The organism is Pseudomonas sp. BN515 (genome assembly GCF_029873155.1).
In the GTDB taxonomy this organism is placed as follows: Bacteria; Pseudomonadota; Gammaproteobacteria; order Pseudomonadales; family Pseudomonadaceae; genus Metapseudomonas.
The window spans coordinates 41,771-65,282 of record NZ_SSOH01000026.1; the positions used below are offsets into that span (position 1 = coordinate 41,771).

The 23,512-nt window shown below is 64.2% G+C and carries 18 protein-coding genes; 16 read left to right on the forward strand and 2 right to left on the reverse strand.

From position 1 onward, the window contains the following. Positions 1 to 3 precede the first annotated feature (3 nt). Both E8E91_RS07310 and E8E91_RS07315 read left to right on the forward strand, forming a co-directional pair. Positions 4 to 2,115: a 3-hydroxyacyl-CoA dehydrogenase NAD-binding domain-containing protein gene (locus E8E91_RS07310; RefSeq protein WP_280375197.1), complete on the forward strand. Its 2,112-nt coding sequence runs from the start codon at positions 4 to 6 to the stop codon at positions 2,113 to 2,115. A gap of 237 nt (positions 2,116 to 2,352) precedes the next feature. Beyond that, positions 2,353 to 3,135 (forward strand): SDR family oxidoreductase, encoded by a 783-nt coding sequence (locus E8E91_RS07315; RefSeq protein ID WP_280375198.1) that lies wholly within the window; start codon positions 2,353 to 2,355, stop codon positions 3,133 to 3,135. 45 nt (positions 3,136 to 3,180) lie between these two features. Here the strand turns inward: E8E91_RS07315 and E8E91_RS07320 are convergent, their stop codons facing one another. Beyond that, complete coding sequence (locus E8E91_RS07320; RefSeq protein WP_280375199.1) at positions 3,181 to 3,762, reverse strand: TetR/AcrR family transcriptional regulator; 582 nt, start codon at positions 3,760 to 3,762, stop codon at positions 3,181 to 3,183. A gap of 462 nt (positions 3,763 to 4,224) precedes the next feature. Here E8E91_RS07320 and E8E91_RS07325 point away from each other — a divergent pair, with 462 nt between their 5' ends. The 11 genes from E8E91_RS07325 (at position 4,225) to E8E91_RS07375 (ending at position 18,651) form a co-directional block, all read left to right on the forward strand. Further along, complete coding sequence (locus E8E91_RS07325) at positions 4,225 to 5,649, forward strand: DUF1329 domain-containing protein (protein WP_280375200.1); 1,425 nt, start codon at positions 4,225 to 4,227, stop codon at positions 5,647 to 5,649. Between the two features lie 23 nt (positions 5,650 to 5,672). After that, positions 5,673 to 7,319 (forward strand): DUF1302 domain-containing protein, encoded by a 1,647-nt coding sequence (locus E8E91_RS07330; protein WP_348532213.1) that lies wholly within the window; start codon positions 5,673 to 5,675, stop codon positions 7,317 to 7,319. A gap of 8 nt (positions 7,320 to 7,327) precedes the next feature. Then, a complete protein-coding gene (locus E8E91_RS07335) occupies positions 7,328 to 9,742 on the forward strand; it encodes an efflux RND transporter permease subunit (RefSeq protein WP_280375202.1) in 2,415 nt (804 codons plus the stop codon). Between the two features lie 10 nt (positions 9,743 to 9,752). Then, positions 9,753 to 10,718 (forward strand): YCF48-related protein, encoded by a 966-nt coding sequence (locus E8E91_RS07340; protein ID WP_280375203.1) that lies wholly within the window; start codon positions 9,753 to 9,755, stop codon positions 10,716 to 10,718. A 160-nt stretch (positions 10,719 to 10,878) separates the two neighbouring features. Then, the gene (locus E8E91_RS07345) at positions 10,879 to 11,850 is read left to right on the forward strand and encodes a nitronate monooxygenase family protein (RefSeq protein ID WP_280375204.1); all 972 of its coding nucleotides are present in this window, start codon (positions 10,879 to 10,881) and stop codon (positions 11,848 to 11,850) included. Between the two features lie 297 nt (positions 11,851 to 12,147). Continuing rightward, positions 12,148 to 13,515, forward strand: a complete 1,368-nt coding sequence (locus tag E8E91_RS07350; protein ID WP_280375205.1) for an FAD-dependent oxidoreductase — start codon at positions 12,148 to 12,150, stop codon at positions 13,513 to 13,515. Positions 13,516 to 13,576: 61 nt separating this feature from the next. After that, positions 13,577 to 14,293 carry a hypothetical protein gene (locus E8E91_RS07355; protein ID WP_280375206.1) on the forward strand — a complete coding sequence of 239 codons (717 nt, stop codon included), beginning with the start codon at positions 13,577 to 13,579 and terminating at the stop codon, positions 14,291 to 14,293. A gap of 75 nt (positions 14,294 to 14,368) precedes the next feature. After that, positions 14,369 to 15,862: an FAD-dependent oxidoreductase gene (locus E8E91_RS07360; RefSeq protein WP_280375207.1), complete on the forward strand. Its 1,494-nt coding sequence runs from the start codon at positions 14,369 to 14,371 to the stop codon at positions 15,860 to 15,862. 9 nt (positions 15,863 to 15,871) lie between these two features. Further along, positions 15,872 to 16,525, forward strand: a complete 654-nt coding sequence (locus tag E8E91_RS07365) for a c-type cytochrome (RefSeq protein WP_280375208.1) — start codon at positions 15,872 to 15,874, stop codon at positions 16,523 to 16,525. Positions 16,526 to 16,546: 21 nt separating this feature from the next. Then, a complete protein-coding gene (locus E8E91_RS07370) occupies positions 16,547 to 17,209 on the forward strand; it encodes a hypothetical protein (RefSeq protein ID WP_280375209.1) in 663 nt (220 codons plus the stop codon). A 17-nt stretch (positions 17,210 to 17,226) separates the two neighbouring features. Continuing rightward, positions 17,227 to 18,651 carry a coniferyl aldehyde dehydrogenase gene (locus E8E91_RS07375; RefSeq protein ID WP_280375210.1) on the forward strand — a complete coding sequence of 475 codons (1,425 nt, stop codon included), beginning with the start codon at positions 17,227 to 17,229 and terminating at the stop codon, positions 18,649 to 18,651. A gap of 238 nt (positions 18,652 to 18,889) precedes the next feature. On the opposite strand, the gene E8E91_RS07380 is transcribed toward E8E91_RS07375, so the two are convergent. After that, the gene (locus E8E91_RS07380; protein ID WP_280375211.1) at positions 18,890 to 19,819 is read right to left on the reverse strand and encodes a malate dehydrogenase; all 930 of its coding nucleotides are present in this window, start codon (positions 19,817 to 19,819) and stop codon (positions 18,890 to 18,892) included. A gap of 266 nt (positions 19,820 to 20,085) precedes the next feature. On the opposite strand from E8E91_RS07380, the gene E8E91_RS07385 reads away from it, so the two are divergent. The 3 genes from E8E91_RS07385 to E8E91_RS07395 all read left to right on the forward strand — a co-directional run bounded on the left by E8E91_RS07385 (position 20,086) and on the right by E8E91_RS07395 (position 23,401). Next, complete coding sequence (locus tag E8E91_RS07385; protein ID WP_280375212.1) at positions 20,086 to 20,655, forward strand: antibiotic biosynthesis monooxygenase; 570 nt, start codon at positions 20,086 to 20,088, stop codon at positions 20,653 to 20,655. A 74-nt stretch (positions 20,656 to 20,729) separates the two neighbouring features. Continuing rightward, positions 20,730 to 21,548 (forward strand): alpha/beta hydrolase, encoded by an 819-nt coding sequence (locus E8E91_RS07390; protein ID WP_280375213.1) that lies wholly within the window; start codon positions 20,730 to 20,732, stop codon positions 21,546 to 21,548. A gap of 11 nt (positions 21,549 to 21,559) precedes the next feature. Then, a complete protein-coding gene (locus E8E91_RS07395) occupies positions 21,560 to 23,401 on the forward strand; it encodes an amidohydrolase (RefSeq protein ID WP_280375214.1) in 1,842 nt (613 codons plus the stop codon). Positions 23,402 to 23,512: the final 111 nt, after the last annotated feature.

Sequence of the window (23,512 nt, forward strand, 5' to 3'; positions counted from 1 at the left end):
CCATTGAGCGACCTGATCCACTACCGCCTCGAACAAGGTCTGGCCCTGATCGGCCTGGACCGTGCGCCGGTCAACGCGCTTGACCAGACCCTCCGCGCGGCGCTGTCCGACGCCTGTGAGCGTGCCGCAGCGGACCCGAGGGTGAAGGCCATCATTCTCCATGGCGAACGCGGGCTGTTCAGCGCTGGTTCTGAAATTAAAGAGTTCGGCACCGACGCGTCATTTGCCGAGCCGGACTTGCCCAGCACGCTGACGCGCCTGGCCGCCATTCACAAACCGATGATCGCTGCCCTGGGTAAGGTCGCGCTGGGCGGTGGACTGGAACTGGCCCTGGCCTGCGGCTATCGCATTGGCGAACCGAATCTGCGTGTCGGCCTGTCGGAGATCAACCTGGGCCTGCTACCCGGGGCCGGCGGTACCCAGCGTCTGCCGCGACTGATTGGCGTCGAGTCCGCCCTGAACCTGATTCTCTCGGGCAAACTCATCGGGGCCGAGAACGCGCGTCTGCTGGGCTTGCTTGACCGCATCGCCCCCAGTGCGGAGCGGTTGCTGGAGGAAGCCCGTGAGTACGCGTATGAGCTGATCGCCTGTCGTGCGCCGGCGCGGCCAGTGGAAGCCTGGCCGGAGCCCGGGGAGGGCCTGCCGGATGACTTCCTCGCCCGCTATCGCGCTGAGCATGAGCCGACCTGGAAAAGCCGCCTTGCGCCGCGGCTGGTGCTGTTGGCCATGGAGGCGGCCTGCCTGCTGCCGCTCGATGAGGGGCTCCTGAGGGAGTTGGCACTGTTCAGGCAGGCAGAGTCTTCTCGTCAGTCGAAGGCGCTTCGCCATGTGTTTTTTGCCGAGCGCGAGGCGGCCCGGATTCCAGGCGTATGTGCCGATCTGCCGCTGCGAAAGATCACGCGAATTGCGGTGGTAGGTGCCGGCACCATGGGCGGCGAGATTGCCATGAGCTTCGCTAATGCCGGTATACCGGTCGCCCTGCTGGATAACGATGGAAAGGCCCTGGACCGGGGCCTGACACAGATTCGCGGCAACTACGAGACCAGCGTCCGACGTGGCAGGCTCCGCCCCGAGGAAGTGGAGTCACGCATGGACCTGATCTTCGGCACCCTTGACTACGCGGACCTGTCCGAGGCCGACCTGGTGATCGAGGCGGTCTTCGACAAGCCGGAGGTCAAGCAGCAGGTGTTTCGCACCCTGGAAGCGGTGTGCAAGCCGGGCGCGATTCTGGCGACCAACACTTCGTCCCTGGATGTGGACGCCATCGCGGCGACCACGACGCGCTCGCATGATGTCGTGGGCGTGCACTTCTTCAGCCCCGCCAGTGCCATGCGCCTGGTCGAGGTCATGCGGGGAGAGGTCACCGCGCCCGACGTGTTGGCCACCGTCCTGGACGTCGCCAGGCGCATTGGCAAATTGCCGGTGATTTCTGGCGTCGGTTTCGGCTTCATCGGTAACCGCATGTTCGAGCCGTACGCTCGCGAGGCCAATCGACTGGTATTGGAAGGCGCGACACCCGCTCAGGTGGATCGTGTGCTCACCGAGCTGGGCCTGAACATGGGTGTGTTCAGCACGCTCGACCTGGCCGGTATCGATATGGGTTTCCTGATGCGCGATTCCCACCTGGCCTCTGTCTCCCACGACGCGAGCTACTGCCGCTTGGGCGAAGAGCTGCATGCCATGGGGCGATACGGCCAGAAGAGCGGGCGAGGCTTCTATCTCTATGAAGGTCGGAACCGCAAGGACGACGCGGAGGTGATCGCGCTGGCCGAGCGTCTTGCGGACGAGTTGGAGATTCCCCGATGCCCGATTGGCGACCAGGAAATCCTGGAGCGCTGCCTGTTCACGCTGATCAACGAAGGTATCCAACTGATGGATGAGGGCATTGCCCTGCGCGCGGGTGATATCGACCTCGTGTGGATCAACGGCTACGGCTTCCCCGCCCACCTGGGCGGCCCAATGCACTACGCCGAGCAACTGGGCCTCGGCAATGTACTGGTCGGCCTCCAGCGCTACCGCCAGACCTTGGGCGAATACGGTGAGATGTGGTTCAAACCGGCACCACTGCTGGAGCGCCTGGTGGCTGCCGGCAGGAAGCGCATAGAGCGCTTCTGAGGGTTCCCCTGCTCCGGAAATGGGTTCGTCCGAGGGTGACCACGCCAGCCCTTGCACGACACCGTTTCCGGGGGAGGCGGGGAGCCTGGTGTAGCGATCGTTGATCGATGCTGCCCGGTTACCCACCGTCTGTACGCCGGGATTGGTCCCGTAATCGCTTCATCCTCTCCGCGGTATCCCGCCTGGCTCCCTTGCTGGCCAGGGAGCTTGCCAGTTCCATCTGTCCGAGGTTCTCCCATGACTCACCCCTACATCCGTAACTTTTCCCTCGCCGATCGCGTGGTGCTGATTACCGGCGCCTCCAGCGGCATCGGCGCGCATCTGGCGCGGCTGGCCTCTCGTGCCGGTGCCCGTGTGGTGCTGGCGGCACGCCGTCTTGAGCGGCTGCAGCAGGTGGCAGCGGACATCGAGTGGGAGCACGGCCAAGTGCTGCCGGTCAGCCTGGATGTCACCAATCGGGCCAGCGTCGAGGCGGCCTTCGATGCGGCCGAAGCACACTTCGGAGTGGTCGATGTGGTGCTCAACAACGCGGGTATCGGAAACGGTCAGCGGCCGCTGGAAATCAGCGAGGAAGATTGGCGTGCCATGCTCGCGACCAACCTCGACGGCGTCTGGCGAGTGGCCCAGGTGGCCGCGCAACGCATGGCCCGCAGCGGGCGCGGTGGCAGCATCGTCAATGTCGCGTCCATCCTCGGGCTGCGTGTCGCAACGGGGTATAGCCATTACTGCGCTGCAAAGGCGGGTGTGGTGCAACTGACCAAGTCGCTGGCGCTGGAGTTCGCGCGCTATGGAATCCGGGTCAATGCCATCGCCCCGGGCTACTTCAAGACCGAAATGAACGAGGCTTTCTTCGAGGGCGACAAGGGCGGCGATTACATCCGCAACATCGTGCCCATGCGTCGCCTGGGAGAGCTACAGGAGTTGGAAGGGCCATTCCTGCTGCTGGCCAGTGAGGCTGGATCTTTCATGACTGGCAGCGTGCTGGCGGTTGATGGAGGGCACCTGGTCAGCAGCATGTGAGGCAAAGGGCGATGCGCCCAGTGGTGGAGCAGAGCATCCGGCGGCTCAGTGCTGCTCCACCAGCAAGGCCAGCGCCCGGCAGGCGGTTTCCGTTTCCGCTCGCAGGCGCTCGAGGTCGCCATGGGCGGACCAAGCGACGAGCAGGCCATCGAACAGCTGGATGAGCAGACGGCTGATGGCTTTCAAGGCAGTCGCGTCGAGCTGCTCACCAACGGCACGTTCGAGGGCATGCTCCGTCGCCTCGGTGCTCACCGAATAGATCTTGCTCGCCATCTCGGGTCTGTTGCGCATGGCCCAGATGAAGAGCTCGGACTGCGCCCGGGCCAGGTCCGGATTGGTCGAGAACCAGTTGACCACCTGACGCAACATTCCGGCCGCCGTCTCTGACGCAGTGGTGCCAGCGGGTACCTGGTCGAGGGACTGCTGCGGCAGGCTGAAGAGCGATTCGTAGACTGCGTACAGGAGCTCGTCCTTGGTGCGGAATACGTAGTGAAGCGAGGCGAGGGGACAGCCTGCGGCGGCAGCGATGCGCCGCGTCGTGGCGTTGGCCACGCCATGCTCGGCAATCACCTTGACTGTCGCCTTCACGAAGTCCTGTCTGCGCAGTTCAGCGCCCACTCTGGCCATGAAAAATTCTCCGTTCCTGTCGCTATGCCGCTAATGCCCAGGCTGGGGCAGCGCCGGCGGATGCTACCCCATGCCCGTTCGCGGCGTCATGGAGCGATATGTATCCATCCATGGCGCCTTTCCGGTGGCCGGCTAACCGGTGTGGACCCCTCCCCGGTGATTCTTTTCTCAGTCTTGGAGAATTAAGGTAACAATTGTTCCGTAAATACCCATGTTGGTGCATGCGACTGAAGCAAGTTGGTGCAATCTTGGGGTTTCAGGTATCACATGACAATTGTTATAAAAAATATAACTACATGAATATAAAGGGAAAAATTACTTTTCTCATGGTTGGCATAGGGCTTGCTCTTGATCATGCGACTTGGTCAATTGATCAAGTCAGATGATCAGCAGTCTGGCACAGCCCGTTTCGTCCTTCCAGGAAGCTCGGGTGGCCGGTCAAAGCCCCATGAGGACCTTCCAATGAAAGACGTGATTCAGCGCCCCGATGTCGGCAATTTCACCCCGGTTGGGGTCAGGCAACTGCTGGTAGCGCTGGCGGCATCGGCCGCCTTCTGTTCGGCTCAGGCGGCCGATAGCGATGCTTCCCGGCTGGGTACCACGCTGACGCCGTTGGGGGGAGAGGTTGCAGCGAGCGCCGATGGGGCGATCCCGGCCTGGACGCCGCCCGGTCAGCAGGATGAGGGCTGGAGCTACGGCCAGGTGCGCGGCCAGCACTGGAAGTTCAAGGGCGACAAGCCGCTGTACAGCATCGACGCGAACAACGTCGCGCAGTATGCGAGCAAGCTGTCCCCCGGCCAGTTGGAGCTGTTCAAGAAAGTCCCGGGCTATCGCATGGATGTCTATCCGACCCGCCGTAGCTGTGGCGTGCCGGATTTCGTGGCCGAGAACACGAAGAAGAACGTCGGCTTCGCCAGCCTGGATTCAGACGGTGTGGCCCTGCAGGACGCCCACGTCCCCGGCGTTCCGTTCCCGATGCCGACTACCGGCGCAGAAGTGATGTGGAACATGAAGATGCGCTACCGCGGCGTAGGCTTCGACATGTCCAAGACCGTATCCGGGCTGTCCCCGCGCAAGGGCGGCGGCGACTGGCTGCGGACCTCCACCGACTGGTTCATCTTCACGCCCTGGGGTGAGAAGGGTAGCCAGCTGTTCTCCTCCTTCGATCGTCTGGAGAGCTCCACCTACTTCTCCTACATGGAGCCTGCCGCCCTGGCCGGCCAGTCCGGTGTCATCACCACCAAGGCCGGCGAACAGGCAACCACCTTCTATTACTTCCCCGGCCAGCGTCGTGTGCGCCGGATGCCGTCGTACTCCTACGATGCCCCGCAGATCGGGCTCGACAACCAGTACACCATCGACGAATCGAACGTGTTCTTCGGCCCCATGGACCGCTTCGACTGGAAGCTGGTGGGCAAGCAGGAGCTGCTGGTCCCCTATAACGCTTTCGGCGCCTATGACGCCTCCGCGAAGATCGAGGACGTGGCCAAGCCAGACTCCATCGCCCCTGAATTTCGCCGCTATGAGCTGCACCGCGTGTGGGTGGTCGAGGCCAATGTGCGCCAGGGCATGCGCCACCAGGCACCGAAGCGCCTGTTCTATGTCGATGAAGACAGCTGGAACGGCCTGATGGCGGTGGACTACGACAAGCAGGGGCAGATCTGGAAGGTCCGCGAGGGCTACACCATCCCCGTGTATGAGACCGGCACCTGCGATATGGAGGCCCAGGCCCAGTACAACCTGGTGGACGGCCGCTACCTCTACGACATGACCTCCATCGGCGTGGGCAAGAAAGATCACCGCTGGATCACCGAAAACGCCGGCAATCCCCGCCTGAAGCGTGACTTCTACACCTCCGACAACCTGCGTGCCATCAGCGAACGCTGAACCTCCGCCATTCGAGAGCCAACATGAAAAGAACAATCACAAAAGCTTCAGGCCTTGCTATTGCGTGCGTGACTCCCTTGGCGATGGGATTCACCTTTGAAACCGAAAACATCCGGGGTTCGTTCGATTCCACCATTTCCTACGGCATGGGGCTGCGCACTCAGTCGCAGAGCTGTGACCTGATCAACGTCGGCGCCACCGGGCACCATCCGCCCGCCGGTTGCCTGGCGCAAACCTCCAGCATCGGTGACCAGGGCAACCTGAACTATGACAAGGGCGACCTGTTCACCAATTACCTGAAGGGCACCCACGAGCTGCTGCTGAAGCTGCCGGAGGACTTCACCTTCATGGCCCGTGGCAGCTGGATTCGCGACTTCGCCGCCAGCGATACCACTGGCGCGCTGTCGTTCAACACGCCGCCGGGCGTCGGCAGCGACGGGCTGACCGACGCCGCTCGCGACGACCTGGAGTTCAAGGCGCGCCTGCTCGACCTGTGGGTGAGCAAGAGCTTCGATGTGGGCGACCAGCGCGTCCGCGCGCGCCTTGGCAACCAGGTGATCAACTGGGGCGAGAGCCTGTTCGTGGTGGGCGGCATCAACGCCACCAACGCCTACGACTACCAGGCGCTCGCGCGCCCTGGCGTCCAGCTCAAGGAGGCCGTGCTGCCGGCGCCGATGCTCAGCGTTGCCTCGGGGCTGGGCTCCGGCCTGAACGTCGAGGCGTATTACCAGTTCGGCTGGAACAAGAGTGAAGTGCCGCCGGTTGGCAGCTACTGGTCTACGACCCAGGCCCTGGGCAAGGGCATGGAGACCTACGGTTTCGTCGACAAGGACGCGCGCGACAGTGGGCAGTGGGGCGTCTCGCTGCGCTGGCAGCCGGAGGACAGCGACGTCAACTACGGCCTCTACGTGATGCGCTACCACGACAAGCTGCCGTCGCTGACGATGCAACTGCTCGACCCGAACACTTTCGCGCTGTCGCAGGAGTGGGTCTATCCGGAAGACCGCATGCTCTATGGCGTCAGCGCCAACATGCCGATCGGCGACTGGGCCGTCGGCACGGAACTCTCCTACCGACCCAAGGACGCGGTGCCGCTCAACGCCGCCATCGACCTTTGCGCGAACAACGGCGGCAAGTGCTGGAAAGACGAGAAGAAGTTCCAGTGGCACCTGACCGGCCTGTACAGCATGACGCCGTCCAACTCGCCCGCACTGCTGGATTTTACCGGTGCCAGCACCGGCACCCTGCTGACCGAACTGGTGGTGATCCATTACCCGGGCCTGCATGACGAGTTTGACGGTGAACCCGTTGCGCCGGGTGCCTACACCTGGCAGCTGGACCCGGCCACTGCGCCCACGGGGAAGGGTGACAAGACGTCCAAGGGCATCAACCTCGATCTGAGCCTCACCTACGACGGCACCCTGATTCCGGGCTGGCAGGTCACGCCGGGGATCTTCTATTCGCGGTCCCTGGGCGGGCGTACGCCGAACCTGGCGATGACCTTCACCGAAGACTCCAGCAGCATGAACCTGTACCTGAACCTGGTGCGTAACCCCGCCAGTTGGCAGGTCTCCTTCAACTACGCAAAGTTCATGGGCGGCGACACGCCCTACGACCAACTGCTGCGTGACCGTGACTACGTTGGCGTCGTGATTTCGCGTTCTCTGTGAGGCCTGTCGTGAACAGTTCTGTAAAGCTGTCGGAAACCCCGGTGCGTGGCGTCCTGCCACGCATCGAGGACCTGTTGTTCGGGCATCGCCGGCTGGTGCTGGCGATCCTGGTCCTCTTCACCCTGGGCATGGCCTGGTTCGCCGTGCAGCTGCGCATGGATGCCGGCTTCGAGAAGCAGTTGCCCATCGGCCACGAGTACGTGGACACCTTCGAGCAGTACCGCGAAGACCTGCTGGGGGCGAACCGCCTGACCATCGTGGTCAAGGCTCGCCAGGGCAATATCTGGACCGAGGCGGCGCTTAAGCGCCTGTATGACGTCACCCAGGCGGTGATCTTCCTGCCCAGTGTTTCGCGCAGCAGCGTGCGGTCCCTGTGGACGCCCAATGCCTTCGTCAACGAGATCACCGAGGAAGGCTTCCGCGCCGATCCGCTGGTGCCGGGAACGGTGACGCCGGATCGGCTGGACACCGAGATCATCGGCAGGATTGCCAACTCCACCGCCCAGGGCGGTTTTATCGGCACCCTGGTGTCCCGCGACCAGACCAGCGCGATGATCACCGCCGAGCTCAACGAGTACGACGCCAAGGGCGAACGCCTGGACTACGTGGCGTACAACAGCGTGCTGGAAAAGCAGATTCGCCAGCAGTTCGAGGACGCCGGCTTCGAAATCCAGATCATCGGCTTCGCCAAGCAGATCGGCGATATCGCCGACGGCGCCTCGGCGGTGCTGGAGTTCTGCCTGCTGGCGCTGCTGCTGACGGCGGCAGCGGTCTACTGGTACTGCCACTCGCTGCGCTTCACCCTGCTGGCCCTGGGCTGCTCAATGGCTTCGCTGGTCTGGCAGTTCGGCAGCCTGCGCCTGCTCGGGTACGGTCTCGACCCGCTGGCGGTGCTGGTGCCGTTCCTGGTGTTCGCCATTGGCGTGTCCCATGGCGTGCAGCAGATCAACTTCATCGTCCGCGAGATCGCCGTCGGCAAGAGCGTCGAAGCGGCGGCCCGCTCCAGCTTCATCGGCCTGCTGATTCCCGGCACCCTGGCGCTGGTGACGGCTTTCGTCTCCTTCGTGACCCTGGTGCTGATCCCCATTCCGATGGTGCGTGAGCTGGCCATCACCGCGTCTCTGGGCGTGGCCTTCAAGATCATCACCAACCTGGTGATGCTGCCGTTGGTGGCCTCGATGCTGAAGGTGGACGGCAACTACGCCGCCACCGAGGAGCGGTCCCGCGAACGGCGAACCCGCTGGCTGCACGGCCTGGCGAAGCTGGCGGAATGGCGCAACGCGCGTCTGGTGCTCGTTGTTGCGCTACTGGTGTTCGCCACGGCGGTCTGGCAAAGCCACGACCGTGTCGTCGGCTCCCTCCAGGCGGGTGCGCCGGAGCTGCGCGAGGACTCACGCTTCAACCGTGATGCGGTGGCCATCGCCAGCAACTACGACATCGGTCTCGACTGGCTGAGCGTGGTCTTCGAGGCTCGGCCGGAAGAGGGGAGTGAGGGGGCTGCGGCCGCCTGCGAGGACGTCGCCCTGGGGCAGTACCAGGACCGCTTCGTCTGGGCGATGGAGGGTGTGCCCGGCGTGCTCTCGGTGGCTTCTTTCTCCACCGCGATGCGCCAGTTCAACGAGGGCTACAACGAAGGCAACCCGAAGATGAGCGCGGTGCCTATCGATCCGATGAACTATTCGTCCCTGGCGGCCGAAGTGGCGCGCATTCCCGGGCTGATGCGCGGCGATTGCAGCATGACCGCCGTGCACCTGTACCTGGCGGACCACAAGGCCACCACCATCCACCGGGTGATCGAAGCCGCCAAAGCTTTCCGCAACGAATACCCCATGCCGGGCATTGCCGTGCGACTGGCCTCGGGCAACGCCGGGGTGATCGCGGCCATCAACGAGGAGGTGGAGAAGAGCGAGACACCGATGCTGCTCTACGTCTACGCGGCCATTGCACTGCTGGTGCTGGTCGTCTATCGCGACCTGCGTGCGGTGCTGGTCTGCTGCCTGCCGCTGACCATCGGCACCTTCATCGGCTACTGGTTCATGAAGGAGCTGCAGATCGGCCTGACCATCGCCACCTTGCCGGTGATGGTGTTGGCAGTAGGCATAGGCGTCGATTACGCCTTTTACATCTACAACCGCATCCAGCTGCACCAGGCCCACGGCCAGCCCATCGTCAAGGCGGTGGAGCATTCGCTGCTGGAAGTGGGCGTGGCGACCATCTTCACCGCCATCACCCTGGCGGTCGGCGTGGCCACCTGGGCCTTCTCCGACCTCAAGTTCCAGGCCGACATGGGCAAGCTGCTGGCCTTCATGTTCATGGTCAACATGGTCATGGCCATGACCGTGCTGCCGGCCTTCGCCGTGTGGCTGGAGCGGGCGTTCCCGCGCAAGCGCCCGGTGCGCATGATCGGCGCGCTGGCGCATTGAGGAGAAAAGCATGGGATACCTGAACACACTCCTGGCCGCTGCGCTGGTCGGTCTGTTACCCCTGGCCTCCGGACAGGGCGCTGTGCTGCCGCCGGTGGCGGCGGTTCCCTCGGCGAATGCCGCCCAGGCCATGCTGCTGGGCGCCTCACACGCCACGGACCGCCTGGTGGCGGTGGGTGACCACGGCATGGTGCTGATCTCCGACGATCAGGGGCGGAGCTTCCGCCAGGCACGGTCCGTACCGGTGTCGACGTTGCTCACCGGGGTCAGCTTCGCCGACGCCAGCCACGGCTGGGCGGTGGGCCAGTGGGGGACGATCCTGGCCAGCGCCGACGGCGGCGAGACCTGGGATATCCAGCGCCTGTCCAGCGAAGAGGACCGGCCGCTGTTCGCCGTGCATTTCTTCGATGCGCGGCAGGGTGTCGCCGTGGGGCTCTGGTCCCTGGTGCTGACCACCGAGGATGGCGGCAAAACCTGGAACGAGCAGACCCTGCAGGCACCGCCAGGCTATAGCCGCGCGGACCTCAACCTGATGGGCCTGTTCGCGGATGGCCGCGGCAGCCTCTACGCCACCGCCGAGCGGGGCCAATTGCTGCGCTCTGATGATCGCGGCAAGACCTGGCGCTACCTGGACACCGGCTACGAGGGCACCTTGTGGAGCGGGGCGGTATTGGCCGACGGCAGTCTGCTGGTCGGCGGTCAGCGCGGCACCCTGCTGCACGGTTCGGCGGACGGTGAGTCCTGGCAGCGCGTCACCCTGGAGGGCAAGAGCTCGATCACGTCGATCGCGGTGTCCGGTCCGCACGTGGTTGCGGTCGGACTCGATGGACTGATGGTGAGCAGCCGCGATGGCGGCCACACCTTCGAGGAGCAGCGGACCGCCGATGGCGTTTCGCTGACGGCGGCGCTCTTCACCGGGCGGGACGCTCCGCTGCTGTTCTCCCGACGCGGCGTTATCCCTGCGGGGGCGCCGTGATGCCAGGAACGATCAAGGCCGAACGGTCCTTGTCAGCGGCGGTTCACGAAAAATAAAATAACTATCGTTATCCAAATATAGAGACCTGTATCCGGGCCGTTTCGGCGCGGACGGATACGCGCGACTCGAACAACTTACATGACAGCCTGGTGGGGTCTTTATGCATACGAGAGTTACGGCACTGACGGGAACGCGCTTTCCGATCATTCAAGGTGGCATGCAATGGGTGGGTCGTGCCGAGCTGGCAAGCGCGGTTTCCAACGCCGGTGCGCTGGGAGTGCTGACCGCACTGACTCAGCCGACGCCCGACGCCCTGGCGGCGGAGATCGCGCGCTGCCGTTCCCTGACGGACCAGCCGTTCGGCGTGAACCTCACCATCCTGCCGACTACCACACCGCCTCCTTACGCGGATTACGTGACGGCGATCATCGAGAGTGGCGTGAAAGTGGTGGAAACCGCTGGGCGCAGTCCTGCCGATTTCATCGAGCGATTCAAGTCGGCCGGGGTGAAGATCATCCACAAGTGCACCTCGGTTCGCCATGCGCTGTCGGCCGAGCGCGCCGGCGTCGATGCGATCAGCATCGATGGATTCGAGGCGGCAGGGCATCCCGGCGAGGATGACGTGCCGGGGCTCGTGCTCATACGCGCCGCCAGTGCCGCCCTGCGCATTCCCGTCATCGCCTCGGGAGGTATCGCCGATGGCCGTGGGATGGCCGCAGCGCTGATGCTGGGCGCAGAGGGGATCAACATGGGCACACGCTTCATGCTGACCAAGGAAGCGCCCATCCACGAGGACATCAAGGCCGCGCTGGCGGCGGGTAATGAGCGGGACACAAAGCTCATTTTCCGGCCCTTCAACAATACCGGTCGCGTGTTCCGCAACGCTGTGTCGGAGGAAGTAGTCGAGATCGAGCGTCAGGCGGGCTCCACCTTCGAGGACATCAGGCCTCTGGTGGCCGGCGCGCGTGGGCGTGCCGCGCTGGAAAGCGGGGATGTGAACGGTGGGTTGCTCTGGGCGGGGCAAACCATCGGCCTGATCGATGATGTGCCGACTTGCGCCGAGCTGGTTAAACGCATCGTGACGGACTGCCGCCTGGCCATCGCTCGTGGCGCGAAGCTGATGGAGTTCTGACCCACGGCGCCGTCCATCCGCGGGACTGATCCGGCCTGGTTTTTCGCGTTCAGTCCCCAGGAGATTTTCCGCTCCGATGATCGGGGCCTCGCGTTACTGCGACGCCCTCTCCGCAGAGGGCTCAGGCCTTCTTTTTCTGACGTATTCCGTCCTGGAACTGCTTTGAAATGGGCATCTCAGTGATGTGCCTGTGGGTGGTTTCGTGCTGTGATTTTATTTGCATAACATGTGTTGCGTAAAATATTTGCCAGCGTTAGAGTTCGACAAAACAACAAAAGCTTCCCAGGAGACACCTCCATGTTCGCGACTCGTCTTGCAGAAGAATCAAAGGGAAGTCCCTTGGCCGAGAGATTTCGTCTCATTGGCGGATGGGTGGAAAAGCCTGACGATCTGCAGCCGGAACTGGTGGGTGATGTCAGCGCCGACGTGATCGTGGTCGGTGCCGGCTTCGCTGGCCTGTCCACTGCACTGGAACTCACGGCCCTGGGGGCGAAGGTCATCGTCCTTGAACAGGAGTTCGCCGGCTTCGGTGCGAGCGGGCGAAATGCGGGCTACCTCGCCGGCAGCATGGGCATCGAGTTCGAGCTCTTCCTCAAGCGCGTGGGCCACGAGCAGGCCAAGGGGATCGTCAAGTTCTACGACGAGGGCGTGACCTATGTGGAAAGACGGCTGCGCGAACTCGCCATCGACTGCGACTACAACCCGAGTGGGATCATCCGCGCGGTAGTGCATCCGTCCCAGGAAAAGAGGCTGCGGCACAGCATGGCCCAAGGTGCGGAGCTGGGCTCCGTCACCCGCTTCGTGGATTCCGCTGAGATGCGTGCACGGGGTATTCCGCCGGCCTTCCTGTTCGGCTGCGTGCAGCATGGCGGCACGCTGGACCCCGGCAAGTACGTGATGGGGTTGCGGCGCGCGGCGCTGAAGGCCGGCGTGAAGCTGTACGAGCAGACCCCTCTGCTGTCCTACAGCGAAGGCCCGACCATCACCTGCAAGACCGCGCGGGGCACCGCCAGCGCGCCATTCATGGTGCTCGCCACCAATGCCTATACGCCGCAGCTCGGCCTCTTGCGCGACAAGGTGGCGCCGTTGCGGGTCTCTGCGATCGAAACCGAGCCGCTGTCCAAGGCGCAACTGGCATCCCTTGGCTGGGCGGGACGAGAGGGTGTGGTGACACCGCACTGGACCATGGAAAGCCACCGCCTGACGGCGCGCGACACGCTTCTGGTTACGACCAAGCAGCTTGGCTATGCCTATGGCTCGCAAACGCCAAACCAGCCGGACACGGCGGCCTATGGCGCATTGGTACAGGCCCTGGATGAGCGTTTCCCGACCTTGCGGGGCATTGCCATCCGCGCGTGCTGGAGCGGCTACATCAGCCTGGCGTACGACGCCCTGCCAGTGGTGGGGGCAACCGGGCCGCAGCAGAACATCCTCTACACCGCCGGTTGCTCGGGGCACGGCGTCGGTACCCAGTCCCTGGTCGGCTATCTGCTGGCCGAGCGGATCGGCGGCATCGAACACCCGCTGCTCGCGGCGTTGCGCCACAAGACGCCTTCCACGCTTCCCGAACCGCTGCAGTGGTGCGCCATCAAGGCTGCGCTGATGGGTACGAACGCAATGGACCGCTTTGTGAATCGCCGGGTGCGTGGCGCCGCCAGCGGCTGACCGCCAACGCCGGCGGTCGATGGCCCCGGCTTCGCCATCTCTTTCAACTCATGGAGTACTTATGAATACCTGCTCGAACGGGGCCGTACGCGTGACGGCCTGGGCCGCGATCCTGGGCGGCATCTTTGCCTACCTGAACGTGATCTTCATGGTCATGGTGACGCACGGCGACATGGCGGTGACGCTGCAAGGCGTGACGATGCTGACCTTGCCCGGTGAGGCGAGGCAGTACTTCCGGCTGTCGATGTTCGCCGACGTCCTGGGCTTCTACCTGCCGTTGCTGGCGATCGGCGGCTACCTCTGGAACCGCTTTCGCAGCGAGGCGGGCGCCCTGGGTGACATGGCCGTTCTGGCGATCACCACTTATGTCGTGTTGGGTGTGGTCGGTGCGGGGCTGCAATTGGCGGTGCTGAATCCGCTTGCCGAGCTCCATGCCGCAGGCGGGGAGGCCGCGAAGGCTGCCGCCGAAACTGCCTGGACGACCATCGCGGTCGGCAGCCAGCGGGGCCTGTGGTGGTGCGAAGGGCCTGTCGTCCTGTTCTGGGGGCTCGTCGTTGGCGGCCACCTGAAGAGGGCGGGCTGGGGAGCTTCGATTCTGCTGCCGCTGAAGATTGTCGGCTGGTGCTTCGGGCTCTACTTCGTGGCCGGGTTCTTCCGGGAGCTGGAGGCGTTCACCGCTGCCTTGCTGGTTGTCGTTGTGCTGATCTTCCCCCTGTGGATGGTCATGTTCGGCGTGCAGTTGCGGCGCAGGCTGGTCCTCAGCCCGCTTGGCGCCTGAGCCATTTCCTCGATTCCGCACAGCCGTTCAACGGCGAGCGGCGACACCGAACAACCCTTGTGTGAGGCTCCTAGTATGGCTGACAAGCCCACCTCATCTTCATCCTTCGATTTGAATCGGCGGCAGCTGCTGAAGTTCGCCGGTGCCACGGCGGCCGTGGGTGGCCTTGGCCTGCACGCTGGGCTGGCGGGTGCCAGCGAGCGTCCGCAAGGCGCCCGTGACGACGCAGATGGCGTGCTCGACATCGCCATCATTGGCGCGGGGATCGCCGGGCTGACCGCAGCTCGCGACCTGCAACAAGCCGGCTGCAATTCCTTCGTGGTCCTGGAAGCCCGGGACCGGGTCGGGGGCAGGGTGCTCAACCACGACCTGGGCTCGGGCTACATCTCCGAAGTGGGCGGCCAGTGGATCGGGCCTGGGCAGACGGCCGTGGCGGATCTCGCCCGCGAGCTGGATGTGGGGACCTTCCCGACCTACTGCGAGGGGAAAACCGTCATCCTGGGCGGCGAGAAAGGGCGCCTGGCGATCGACCTGAAGGGCACCTTCGGCACCGATGAAACTGTCGCCGCCAAGCTCAGCGAGCTGTCCCGCGACGTGCCTTCCGGCTCACCCTGGAAGTCCCCGCGGGCCGCCGAGCTGGACAAGCTCTCGGCGGGCGATTGGCTGGCGCAGCAGAACATCAAGCCCGAGGACCGTTCGGGTTGGGACACCAGCTTCACGCTCACTTGCGGCGTGCCGCCGGCCAAGATGGGGCTTCTGCATTTCCTGTCGATGGTCAATTCGGCGAGCTGCGACTACATGAAGCTCGACTCGATCAAGGACAGCGCCCAGGGCACTCGCTTCGTCGGCGGTTCGCAGCTTCTGTGCATCAGGATGGCCGAGCAGCTCGGCGACAAGGTGCGCCTGGCGTGCCCGGTCCGTGAGATTTCCGGCTGGAATACCGACGTGGTCACGCTGCACACGGACCAGGGGGAAATCCGCGCCCGCCGGGTGATCGTGGCCATCCATCCCGCCCTGTGCAACCAGGTCCGCTTCGATCCGCCGCTACCGGAAGGGCGCGCAGCCCTGCAGCGCGCCTGGCCGGCTCACAGCCCGGCACGCAAGACGGCGATGGTCTACAAGCGGCCGTTCTGGCGCGAGAAGGGCCTGAACGGGCACACCATTCAGGTCAAGGGGCCTGTGCTCTGGGCCTGGGACAACTCACCGCCTGGCGGGGAAATCGGCGTCATCAATGCCTTCATCGTCAACGCCCAGGTGCCTTCGGACCATGCGGCCGCGCAACAGGTGCTGACAGAGGTCTACGCGCGGTCCCTCGGCGACGAGGCGTTGAACCCGGTTGCCTATCACGAGCATGACTGGGGGCAGGCCGATCCCTGGAGCATCACCTGCGTCTCCGCGATCCCGCCGGGTTTCTGGACCACCCATGGTGAATCCCTGCGGCCGTCTTGCGGCAACCTTTTCTGGTCTGGCACCGAAACCGCCGAGATCTGGGCGGGCTACATGGACGGCGCCGTGCGCTCAGGTCACCAGAGCGCGCTGCAGGCGCTCAGTTCGTTGCGCAAGGCATAGGGGGTGGCGATGAAGAAGAAACTACTGCTGGGTATCGGCGTTCTGCTCGTTGCGCTGCTGGCACTGTTCGGGCGCGACCTCGTCGGCCTCTACTACCTGCTGGACCATATCGAAACCACCACCAAGGCCTATGAGGCCGAAGGCGCCTGGCCGCAGGTGACCGATGCTTGCACTGGCTGCCACGGCGCCAACGGCAGCTCCCTGCACCAGCGTTATCCGAGTCTGGCGGGGCAGCCCGCCGCGTACCTGACGGCACAGCTCCACAGCTTCGCCAAAGGCCAGCGGAGCTTCCCGAACATGGAGCCGCTTGCCAAGACCCTGAGCGAGGACGAGATCACGCATCTGGCGGACTACTTCGCCCGCCAGCCAGCCATCGGGAACCATGGGTTCCAGCCTGATCCCGCCTTGCGGGAGAAAGGCGAGAAGCTGGTGGCGGCCGGGGCCTGTACGGCCTGCCACGGGGCGACGTTGATGGGGCAGGCGCAGTTCCCGCGTCTGGCAGGGCAGGGGGCCGACTACCTCCAGGCGCAGCTGGATGCCTTTGCCGAGGGCCGGCGAACCGACCCGACCGGCTCGATGAAGGCCGTCACCGCGAACCTGTCCCCGGACGATCGCAAGGCACTTTCCCACTACCTGGCAGCGCTCGCTCCAGCGGCGAAGTAACCAAGATCAGAGGCTATTACCATGGATATCAAAGAGACTTTGGCGCTGCTTTCCTGCGTCCTGCTGGTGCTGTGCGGATACACCTACGGGGCGAAGTTCGTCAGACGGGGTAATTACCTGCTCGGCTTCGAGTGGATGATCGTCGCGTTCTCCGGCTCCAATCTGTTGATCTGGATGTTGATCCAGGCGGACCTGCCGGGGCTGGCGAAGATCAACTACAGCATCTCGTACTTTCTCGATGCCTTCTCCCGTGGCTTTGGTATCCCCATCGTCGCCGTCCTCGGCCTGATGGCCGTCACCCATAGCTTCAAACCCTCGGCATTCAAGGACGCCTTGATTTTCGTGGTCACCTTTGCGGCGACCTTCGTCCTGATCAAGGCAGACTTCATGGTCAAGCCGCTTCCCTACTACTACGTGAGCATGTGGGGGATATATACCCTCTACCTCGCCTACTTCATCTGGAAGCTGGCGGGTGTTGGAGAGAAGTGGCATGCGCTGGGCGTCACTGTCGGGGCGGCTTTGGGGCTGATGGTGGCCTGCATCTATGACTTCTTCCCGATCCCCGGTGACGAGACGAAGATGGTGTTCCTGACGATCGCCCTGGTGAGCTGGTCGTACATGATGGTCCAGCTGTACTACTCCTATTTCGCTTTCGAACGGGCCAAAGCGGTCCGCATTCGCTGAAACGCCGGAGTCCTTCCATGTCGATCGAACAAGTCGGGCCGGCCGTCGAGCAGATGCGCCAGGTCTTTGCCAGTCAACGCGCGTCCTTCGCCAGTGAACGCTATCCGTCGTATCAGACCCGTCGCGCCAATCTATTGGCCCTGAAGTCTGTGGTGCTGGACAACGCCGATGAAATCGCCGCCGCCATCGCAGCCGATTTCGGCCACCGCTCCGTGCACGAGACCAAGTTGCTGGACATCTTTGGTCTGGTCAGCGAAATCAACCACGCGCTCAAGTGCCTGAAACGCTGGATGAAGCCGCAGCGACGCGGCGTCGGGATCTGGTTCCAGCCCGGACGTGCCGCGCTGCTCGCCCAGCCGCTCGGGGTGATCGGCATTGCCGCGCCCTGGAACTATCCGCTGTACCTGACCCTGGGACCGCTCTGTGGTGCCCTGGCCGCCGGCAACCGCGCCATGATCAAAGTCGCCAGTGACTCCAGTCGCTATGGGGAGTTGCTGGCTCGCCTGCTCGGCCAGCGTTTCAGCCAGGACCTGGTGGCGGTGATTCAGCCGGGGCCGGGAATCAACGACCAGTTCTCCCGCCTGCCATTCGATCACCTGATCTTCACCGGGTCACCGGAAGTCGGCCGGCAGATCATGCGCAATTGCAGCGAGAACCTGACGCCGGTGACCCTGGAGCTGGGCGGCAAGTCACCGACCCTGGTGGCGCCTGGATACTCCTTGAAGGTTGCCGCCGAGACCATTCTCTGGGGCAAGTGCCTGAACTCCGGGCAGACCTGCGTGGCCCCGGACTACCTGTTCCTGCCGGAAGGCAGCGAGGCCGAATTCATCGAGCACGCCAAGGCCGCCGTGGCCCGCTACTACCCGCAGCCGCTGGGAGCGAATCCCGACTACAGCTGCATGATCAACGGCCGCCAGATGGCGAGGGTCGAAGCCCTATTGGCCGATGCTCGCGAGAAGGGCGCGCGGGTCGTGGCGCTGGCCGATGTCGAAGAGGCTCGCCGCGCCGGCAAGCTTGCCCCGCACCTGGTGTTCGGCGTGCGCGACGACATGCAGATCATGCGGGAAGAGATCTTCGGCCCCTTGTTGCCCGTGCTCAGCTACCGCCAGCTGGAAGAAGCCGTGGACTACATCAATGCCCATGAGCGCCCCCTGGCGCTGTACCTGTTCGACGATGACTCGGGGCGTGTCCAGCAGGTGCTGCGGCAGACGCTTTCCGGCGGTGTCTCGGTCAACAGCGTGATGCTGCACGTGCTGCAAGAAAACCTGCCGTTTGGCGGCGTCGGCAATTCGGGTCTGGGGCACTACCACGCGGAAGAGGGCTTCCAGACCTTCAGCAAGATGCGACCGATCTTCTACCAGGCCCGGCTCAACGGCAGCTTCCTGCTCAAGCCACCTTACGGACGGCTGACCCAGGGATTGCTGAGTTTGCTGCTGCGCTGATCCCTTCGGCGAGAACCGTACCTACTCCTTTTGGCGCCCTTCGGGGCGCCTTTTTTTGGGGAGGAAGAAGTGCAGTGTCCAGGGGGGAAAGGCACCGATCACTCCATGCATGACGACAGGCCGGGGCAGGTGCGCACGCGATGCGCAGTGAACCCCTGGGCGCTTCGGCTAGACCCCGGTTACACCCACCCAGGGACAGGGGCCCCGTTGCGCCCAGAACTCCCTCGTATAGCCCCGCTCACAACGCATTCATTTCAGCAATATCACGCACCACATGGTCAGCGGAACGGTCGAACATCGCCTGCTCCTGCGCATCCAGAGGCAACTCGATCACCCGCACCAGCCCCTCTTTTGCCAGCACACAGGGGACACCCATGGCAATGTCTGTTCGCCCGTACTCGCCCTCGAGAATCGCGACCGTCGGCAAGATGCGGTTTCGCCCATTGGCGATAGCATCCACCATCTGCGCAATTGCCACGCCCGGCGCATCGCAGGCGCTCCCGAGTTTCTTCAAACCCAGAATCTCGCCGCCACCCTGACGTGTGCGCTCCACAATCCGCTCTATCTGCTCGCTGGACAGGAAGTGAGACAGCGGTACCGAGCCGACCGCGCAGTAACGCATCAGTGGCACCATGCTATCGCCATGCCCGCCCAGCACCAGCGCCGTGATATCCCGGGCAGAAAACCCTGTCTCCTCGGCGATGAAACACTTCATGCGCGCTGTATCCAGCACCCCCGCCTGCCCGAACACCTTGTCGCGTCCCAGCCCGCTGAGAGACCAGGCCCGATAGGTCAGCACGTCGACCGGGTTCGACACCACCAACACCGTCGCCGCCGGAGCATGATGGTTAATATCCCGCATGATGCCGTCGAGGATCGGCAGATTGATGCTCAAGACATCCTGGCGTGACTGACCAGGCTTGCGGGGCACACCCGCCGTAATCACCACCAGGTCAGAATCCCGCAGCATTTCAGCGTTGGACCCGCCGTAAACCCGGGTGTCAGAACCTGACTCGACTGCCGCCTGCCAGACGTCCAGCGCCTTGCCCTGTGCCAACTCACCCTGCACATCAATCAACATCAACTCACGACAGAACTCTTCCCGGGCGATGATCTGAGCTGCCGCCTCACCGACCATGCCGGCACCCACAATTGATAGCTTGTTCACCTCACACCTCCGCGAGGCGTGCGCCACCAGCAACATGCCCACCTCTGCAGAGAAGTATTGCCCGCTAATGCAAAAAGGCCACCCGAAGGTGGCCGAAGCCGTTGCTAATGGGCAGTCCTGGCCCCAGGACATGTCCCGAAGCGCCCGAGGCGGCGCGTTGAAGCGAGTCAGACCTGGTTGACGGCGGTGATGCAGCACATGCGTCCAATAGAGGGTCCCACGGCGTAGCCATAGTAGCGGCACTTACCTCAGCCCTCGGGACACCCATGAGCGCCGAAACTATCGATCTGAACAGCGTGGTGACGCTGGTCGTCCACCATAAGGTGCGCCGCGAAGCCCTGCCCAGCTACGAAGCCTGGTTGCGCCGTACCGTGGCGGCTGCGCGTCGGCAGCCGGGGCACCTGGGTGTGAACGTGATCCGCCCAGGCGGCGAGGGCGCGATGTTCACCACCGTGGTGCGCTTTGCTCGAGCCGGGCAATTGCAGGCATGGATCGATTCGGCCGAGCGTGCGGCGCTTATCCAGGAAGTCTCGCCGTTGCTGGAAGAGGGTGATCACCCGCTGATCCACAACGACGCCGAGTTCTGGTTCACCCCGGCCCACGGCAACGTCCGCCAGCCACCGAAGTGGAAGCAGGCGGTGCTCACTTACCTGGTGATCTGCCCGCTGACCATGGTCATCCCGCGCCTCTGGGCGCCGGCTTTCGAGCGCTACCCGGTGCTGGGAGGCGTCGTGCCGAGCAACCTGCTGATCACGCTGTGCATCGTGGTGCCGGTGGTTTTCCTGATCATGCCCTGGGTCACTCGGCGGTGCGCCGGCTGGCTCCGCGCCGACTGACGATTCCCTTTCCGCGGCGCCCTGCGTGGCGCCCGCTCCCACAACGACCTGCACCGCAGTCACAGGAGTTTTCCATGAGCACCTTCGTAACCCGCGACGGCACCGAGATCTACTACAAGGACTGGGGCAGCGGCAAACCTGTGCTGTTCAGCCACGGCTGGCCGCTGGACGGCGACATGTGGGAATACCAGATGGAGTACCTGAGCAGTCGCGGCTACCGCACCATCGCCTTTGACCGCCGCGGTTTCGGTCGCTCCAGCCAGCCGTGGAACGGCTACGACTACGACACCTTTGCCGATGACATCGCCGGTCTGATCGAGCACCTGGACCTGCGCGACGTCACCCTGGTCGGCTTCTCCATGGGCGGTGGCGACGTCAGTCGCTACATCGGCCGCCATGGCACCTCGCGCGTGGCCGGCCTGGTGCTGCTGGGCGCGGTGACGCCGGTCTTCGGCCGATCCACCGACTTCCCGCAGGGCGTGGAGAAGGGCGTGTTCGACGGCATCAAGGCCGGCCTGCTGAAGGACCGTGCGCAGTTCATCGCGGACTTCGCTGCACCCTTCTACGGTACCAACCACGGCCAGAAGGTCTCCGACGGCGTGCTGACCCAGACCCTCAACATCGCGCTGCTGGCCTCCCTCAAGGGCACCGTGGACTGCGTTACCGCGTTCTCGGAAACCGACTTCCGCGCGGACCTGGCCAAGGTCGATGTGCCGACCCTCGTGATCCATGGCGATGACGACCAGATCGTGCCGTTCGAAACCACCGGCAAGCTGGCCGCCGAGCAGGTCCCGGGTTCCCAGCTGAAGGTCTACGCCGGCGCGCCCCATGGCTTCGCCGTCACACACGCACAACAACTCAACGAAGACCTGCTGGCCTTCCTGCAACGCTGAGGTACCCGAACATGAGCACTGCAGACCTGATCCTGTTCAACGGCAAGCTGCACACCGTCGACCCTGAACGGCCGCACGCCACCGCCGTGGCCATCGCCGACGGCAAGTTCCTCGCCGTGGGCAGCGACGCCGAAGTGATGGCCTACCGCAACGGTTCGACCCAACTGGTCGACCTCAACCGCCGCACCGTCATCCCCGGCCTCAACGACTCGCACCTGCACCTGATCCGTGGCGGCCTGAACTACAACCTGGAACTGCGCTGGGAGGGCGTGCCTTCGCTCTCTGACGCCCTGGAGATGCTGCGTCTGCAGGCCCAGCGCACGCCGTCGCCGCAGTGGGTGCGCGTGGTCGGTGGGTGGAACGAATTCCAGTTCGCCGAGCGCCGCCTGCCGACCCTCTCGGAGCTGAACAAGGCGGCGCCGGACACCCCGGTGTTCGTCCTGCACCTGTATGACCGCGCGCTGCTCAACCGCGCGGCGCTGCGCGTTGTCGGCTACACGAAAGACACACCGAACCCGCCCGGTGGCGAGATCGTCCGTGACAGCAACGGCGAACCCACCGGCATGCTGATCGCCCGTCCCAACGCGATGATCCTCTACGCGACCCTGGCCAAGGGGCCGAAGCTGCCGCTGGAATACCAGGTCAACTCGACCCGGCAGTTCATGCGCGAGCTGAATCGCCTGGGCCTGACCAGCGTGATCGACGCCGGTGGCGGCTTCCAGAACTACCCGGACGACTACCAGGTGATCCAGCAACTGGCCGACGCCGACCAGCTCACCGTGCGCATCGCCTACAACCTGTTCACCCAGAAGCCCAAGGAAGAGCTGGCCGACTTCAAGAATTGGACCTCCAGCGTGACCTACGGCCAGGGCACCGACTTCCTGCGCCACAACGGCGCGGGCGAGATGCTGGTGTTCTCGGCGGCAGACTTCGAGGACTTCCTCGAACCGCGCCCGGACCTGCCCGGCACCATGGAAGCCGAGCTGGAGCCGGTGGTGCGCCACTTGGTCGAGCAGCGCTGGCCGTTCCGCCTGCACGCCACCTATGACGAGTCCATCTCGCGCATGCTCGACGTGTTCGAGAAGGTCAATCGCGACATTCCCTTCAACGGCCTGCCGTGGTTCTTCGACCACGCCGAGACCATCTCGCCGAAGAACATCGAGCGCGTCCGCGCCCTGGGCGGTGGCATCGCCATCCAGGACCGCATGGCGTTCCAGGGCGAGTACTTCGTCGATCGCTACGGCAAGCAGGCCGCCGAGGCTACGCCGCCGATCAAGCGCATGCTGGCCGAAGGCGTGCCGGTGGGCGCCGGCACCGACGCCACCCGCGTGTCCAGCTACAACCCCTGGACTTCGCTTTACTGGCTGGTCAGCGGCAAGACCGTGGGTGGCCTGAGCCTGTATCCGGAAGGTTTGTCGCGCGAGGTGGCGATCCAGCTGTTCACCCACGGCAGCGCCTGGTTCTCGAGCGAGCAGGGCAAGAAGGGCATGCTCAAGGTCGGCCAACTGGCGGACCTTGCGGTGCTCTCCGAAGACTTCTTCAGCGTCGAGGAAGAAGCCATCAAGACCATCGAGTCGGTGCTCACCGTGGTAGGCGGCAAGATCGTCCATGGCGATCGCGAGTTCGACAAGCTGGCCCCGCCGAGCATCCCGGTGGTACCGGAGTGGTCCCCGGTGGCCATGGTTCCCGGCCACTGGCGCCCGCAGGCGCCGCTGCAGCAGGCCGTGCACCAGTGCGTCGGCTCCTGCGGTGTGCACGGCCACAGCCATGAGCGCGCGCGCACCAAGGATGTGCCGGTGAGCGACTTCGCCGGGTTCTGGGGCGCGTTCGGCTGTTCGTGCTTCGCGTTCTGATGAATCAGGTCGACGCTGTTGCCTGTCGGAAGCGTTTCCAGGTCTGTGTCGGCCTCGCCAGGGTGCCAGCTGGCACGCACTTCCAGGTCAATGCCAGGACCAGGGTAATGA

What these genes read in the sequence shown, in the direction of transcription:
- E8E91_RS07315 (WP_280375198.1), top strand. Translation starts at nt 2,353, where the DNA reads ATGACTCACCCCTACATCCGTAACTTTTCCCTCGCCGATCGCGTGGTG.
- E8E91_RS07320 (WP_280375199.1), bottom strand. Translation starts at nt 3,762, where the DNA reads ATGGCCAGAGTGGGCGCTGAACTGCGCAGACAGGACTTCGTGAAGGCG.
- E8E91_RS07325 (WP_280375200.1), top strand. Translation starts at nt 4,225, where the DNA reads ATGAAAGACGTGATTCAGCGCCCCGATGTCGGCAATTTCACCCCGGTT.
- E8E91_RS07330 (WP_348532213.1), top strand. Translation starts at nt 5,673, where the DNA reads ATGAAAAGAACAATCACAAAAGCTTCAGGCCTTGCTATTGCGTGCGTG.
- E8E91_RS07340 (WP_280375203.1), top strand. Translation starts at nt 9,753, where the DNA reads ATGGGATACCTGAACACACTCCTGGCCGCTGCGCTGGTCGGTCTGTTA.
- E8E91_RS07345 (WP_280375204.1), top strand. Translation starts at nt 10,879, where the DNA reads ATGCATACGAGAGTTACGGCACTGACGGGAACGCGCTTTCCGATCATT.
- E8E91_RS07350 (WP_280375205.1), top strand. Translation starts at nt 12,148, where the DNA reads ATGTTCGCGACTCGTCTTGCAGAAGAATCAAAGGGAAGTCCCTTGGCC.
- E8E91_RS07355 (WP_280375206.1), top strand. Translation starts at nt 13,577, where the DNA reads ATGAATACCTGCTCGAACGGGGCCGTACGCGTGACGGCCTGGGCCGCG.
- E8E91_RS07360 (WP_280375207.1), top strand. Translation starts at nt 14,369, where the DNA reads ATGGCTGACAAGCCCACCTCATCTTCATCCTTCGATTTGAATCGGCGG.
- E8E91_RS07365 (WP_280375208.1), top strand. Translation starts at nt 15,872, where the DNA reads ATGAAGAAGAAACTACTGCTGGGTATCGGCGTTCTGCTCGTTGCGCTG.
- E8E91_RS07370 (WP_280375209.1), top strand. Translation starts at nt 16,547, where the DNA reads ATGGATATCAAAGAGACTTTGGCGCTGCTTTCCTGCGTCCTGCTGGTG.
- E8E91_RS07375 (WP_280375210.1), top strand. Translation starts at nt 17,227, where the DNA reads ATGTCGATCGAACAAGTCGGGCCGGCCGTCGAGCAGATGCGCCAGGTC.
- E8E91_RS07385 (WP_280375212.1), top strand. Translation starts at nt 20,086, where the DNA reads ATGAGCGCCGAAACTATCGATCTGAACAGCGTGGTGACGCTGGTCGTC.
- E8E91_RS07390 (WP_280375213.1), top strand. Translation starts at nt 20,730, where the DNA reads ATGAGCACCTTCGTAACCCGCGACGGCACCGAGATCTACTACAAGGAC.
- E8E91_RS07395 (WP_280375214.1), top strand. Translation starts at nt 21,560, where the DNA reads ATGAGCACTGCAGACCTGATCCTGTTCAACGGCAAGCTGCACACCGTC.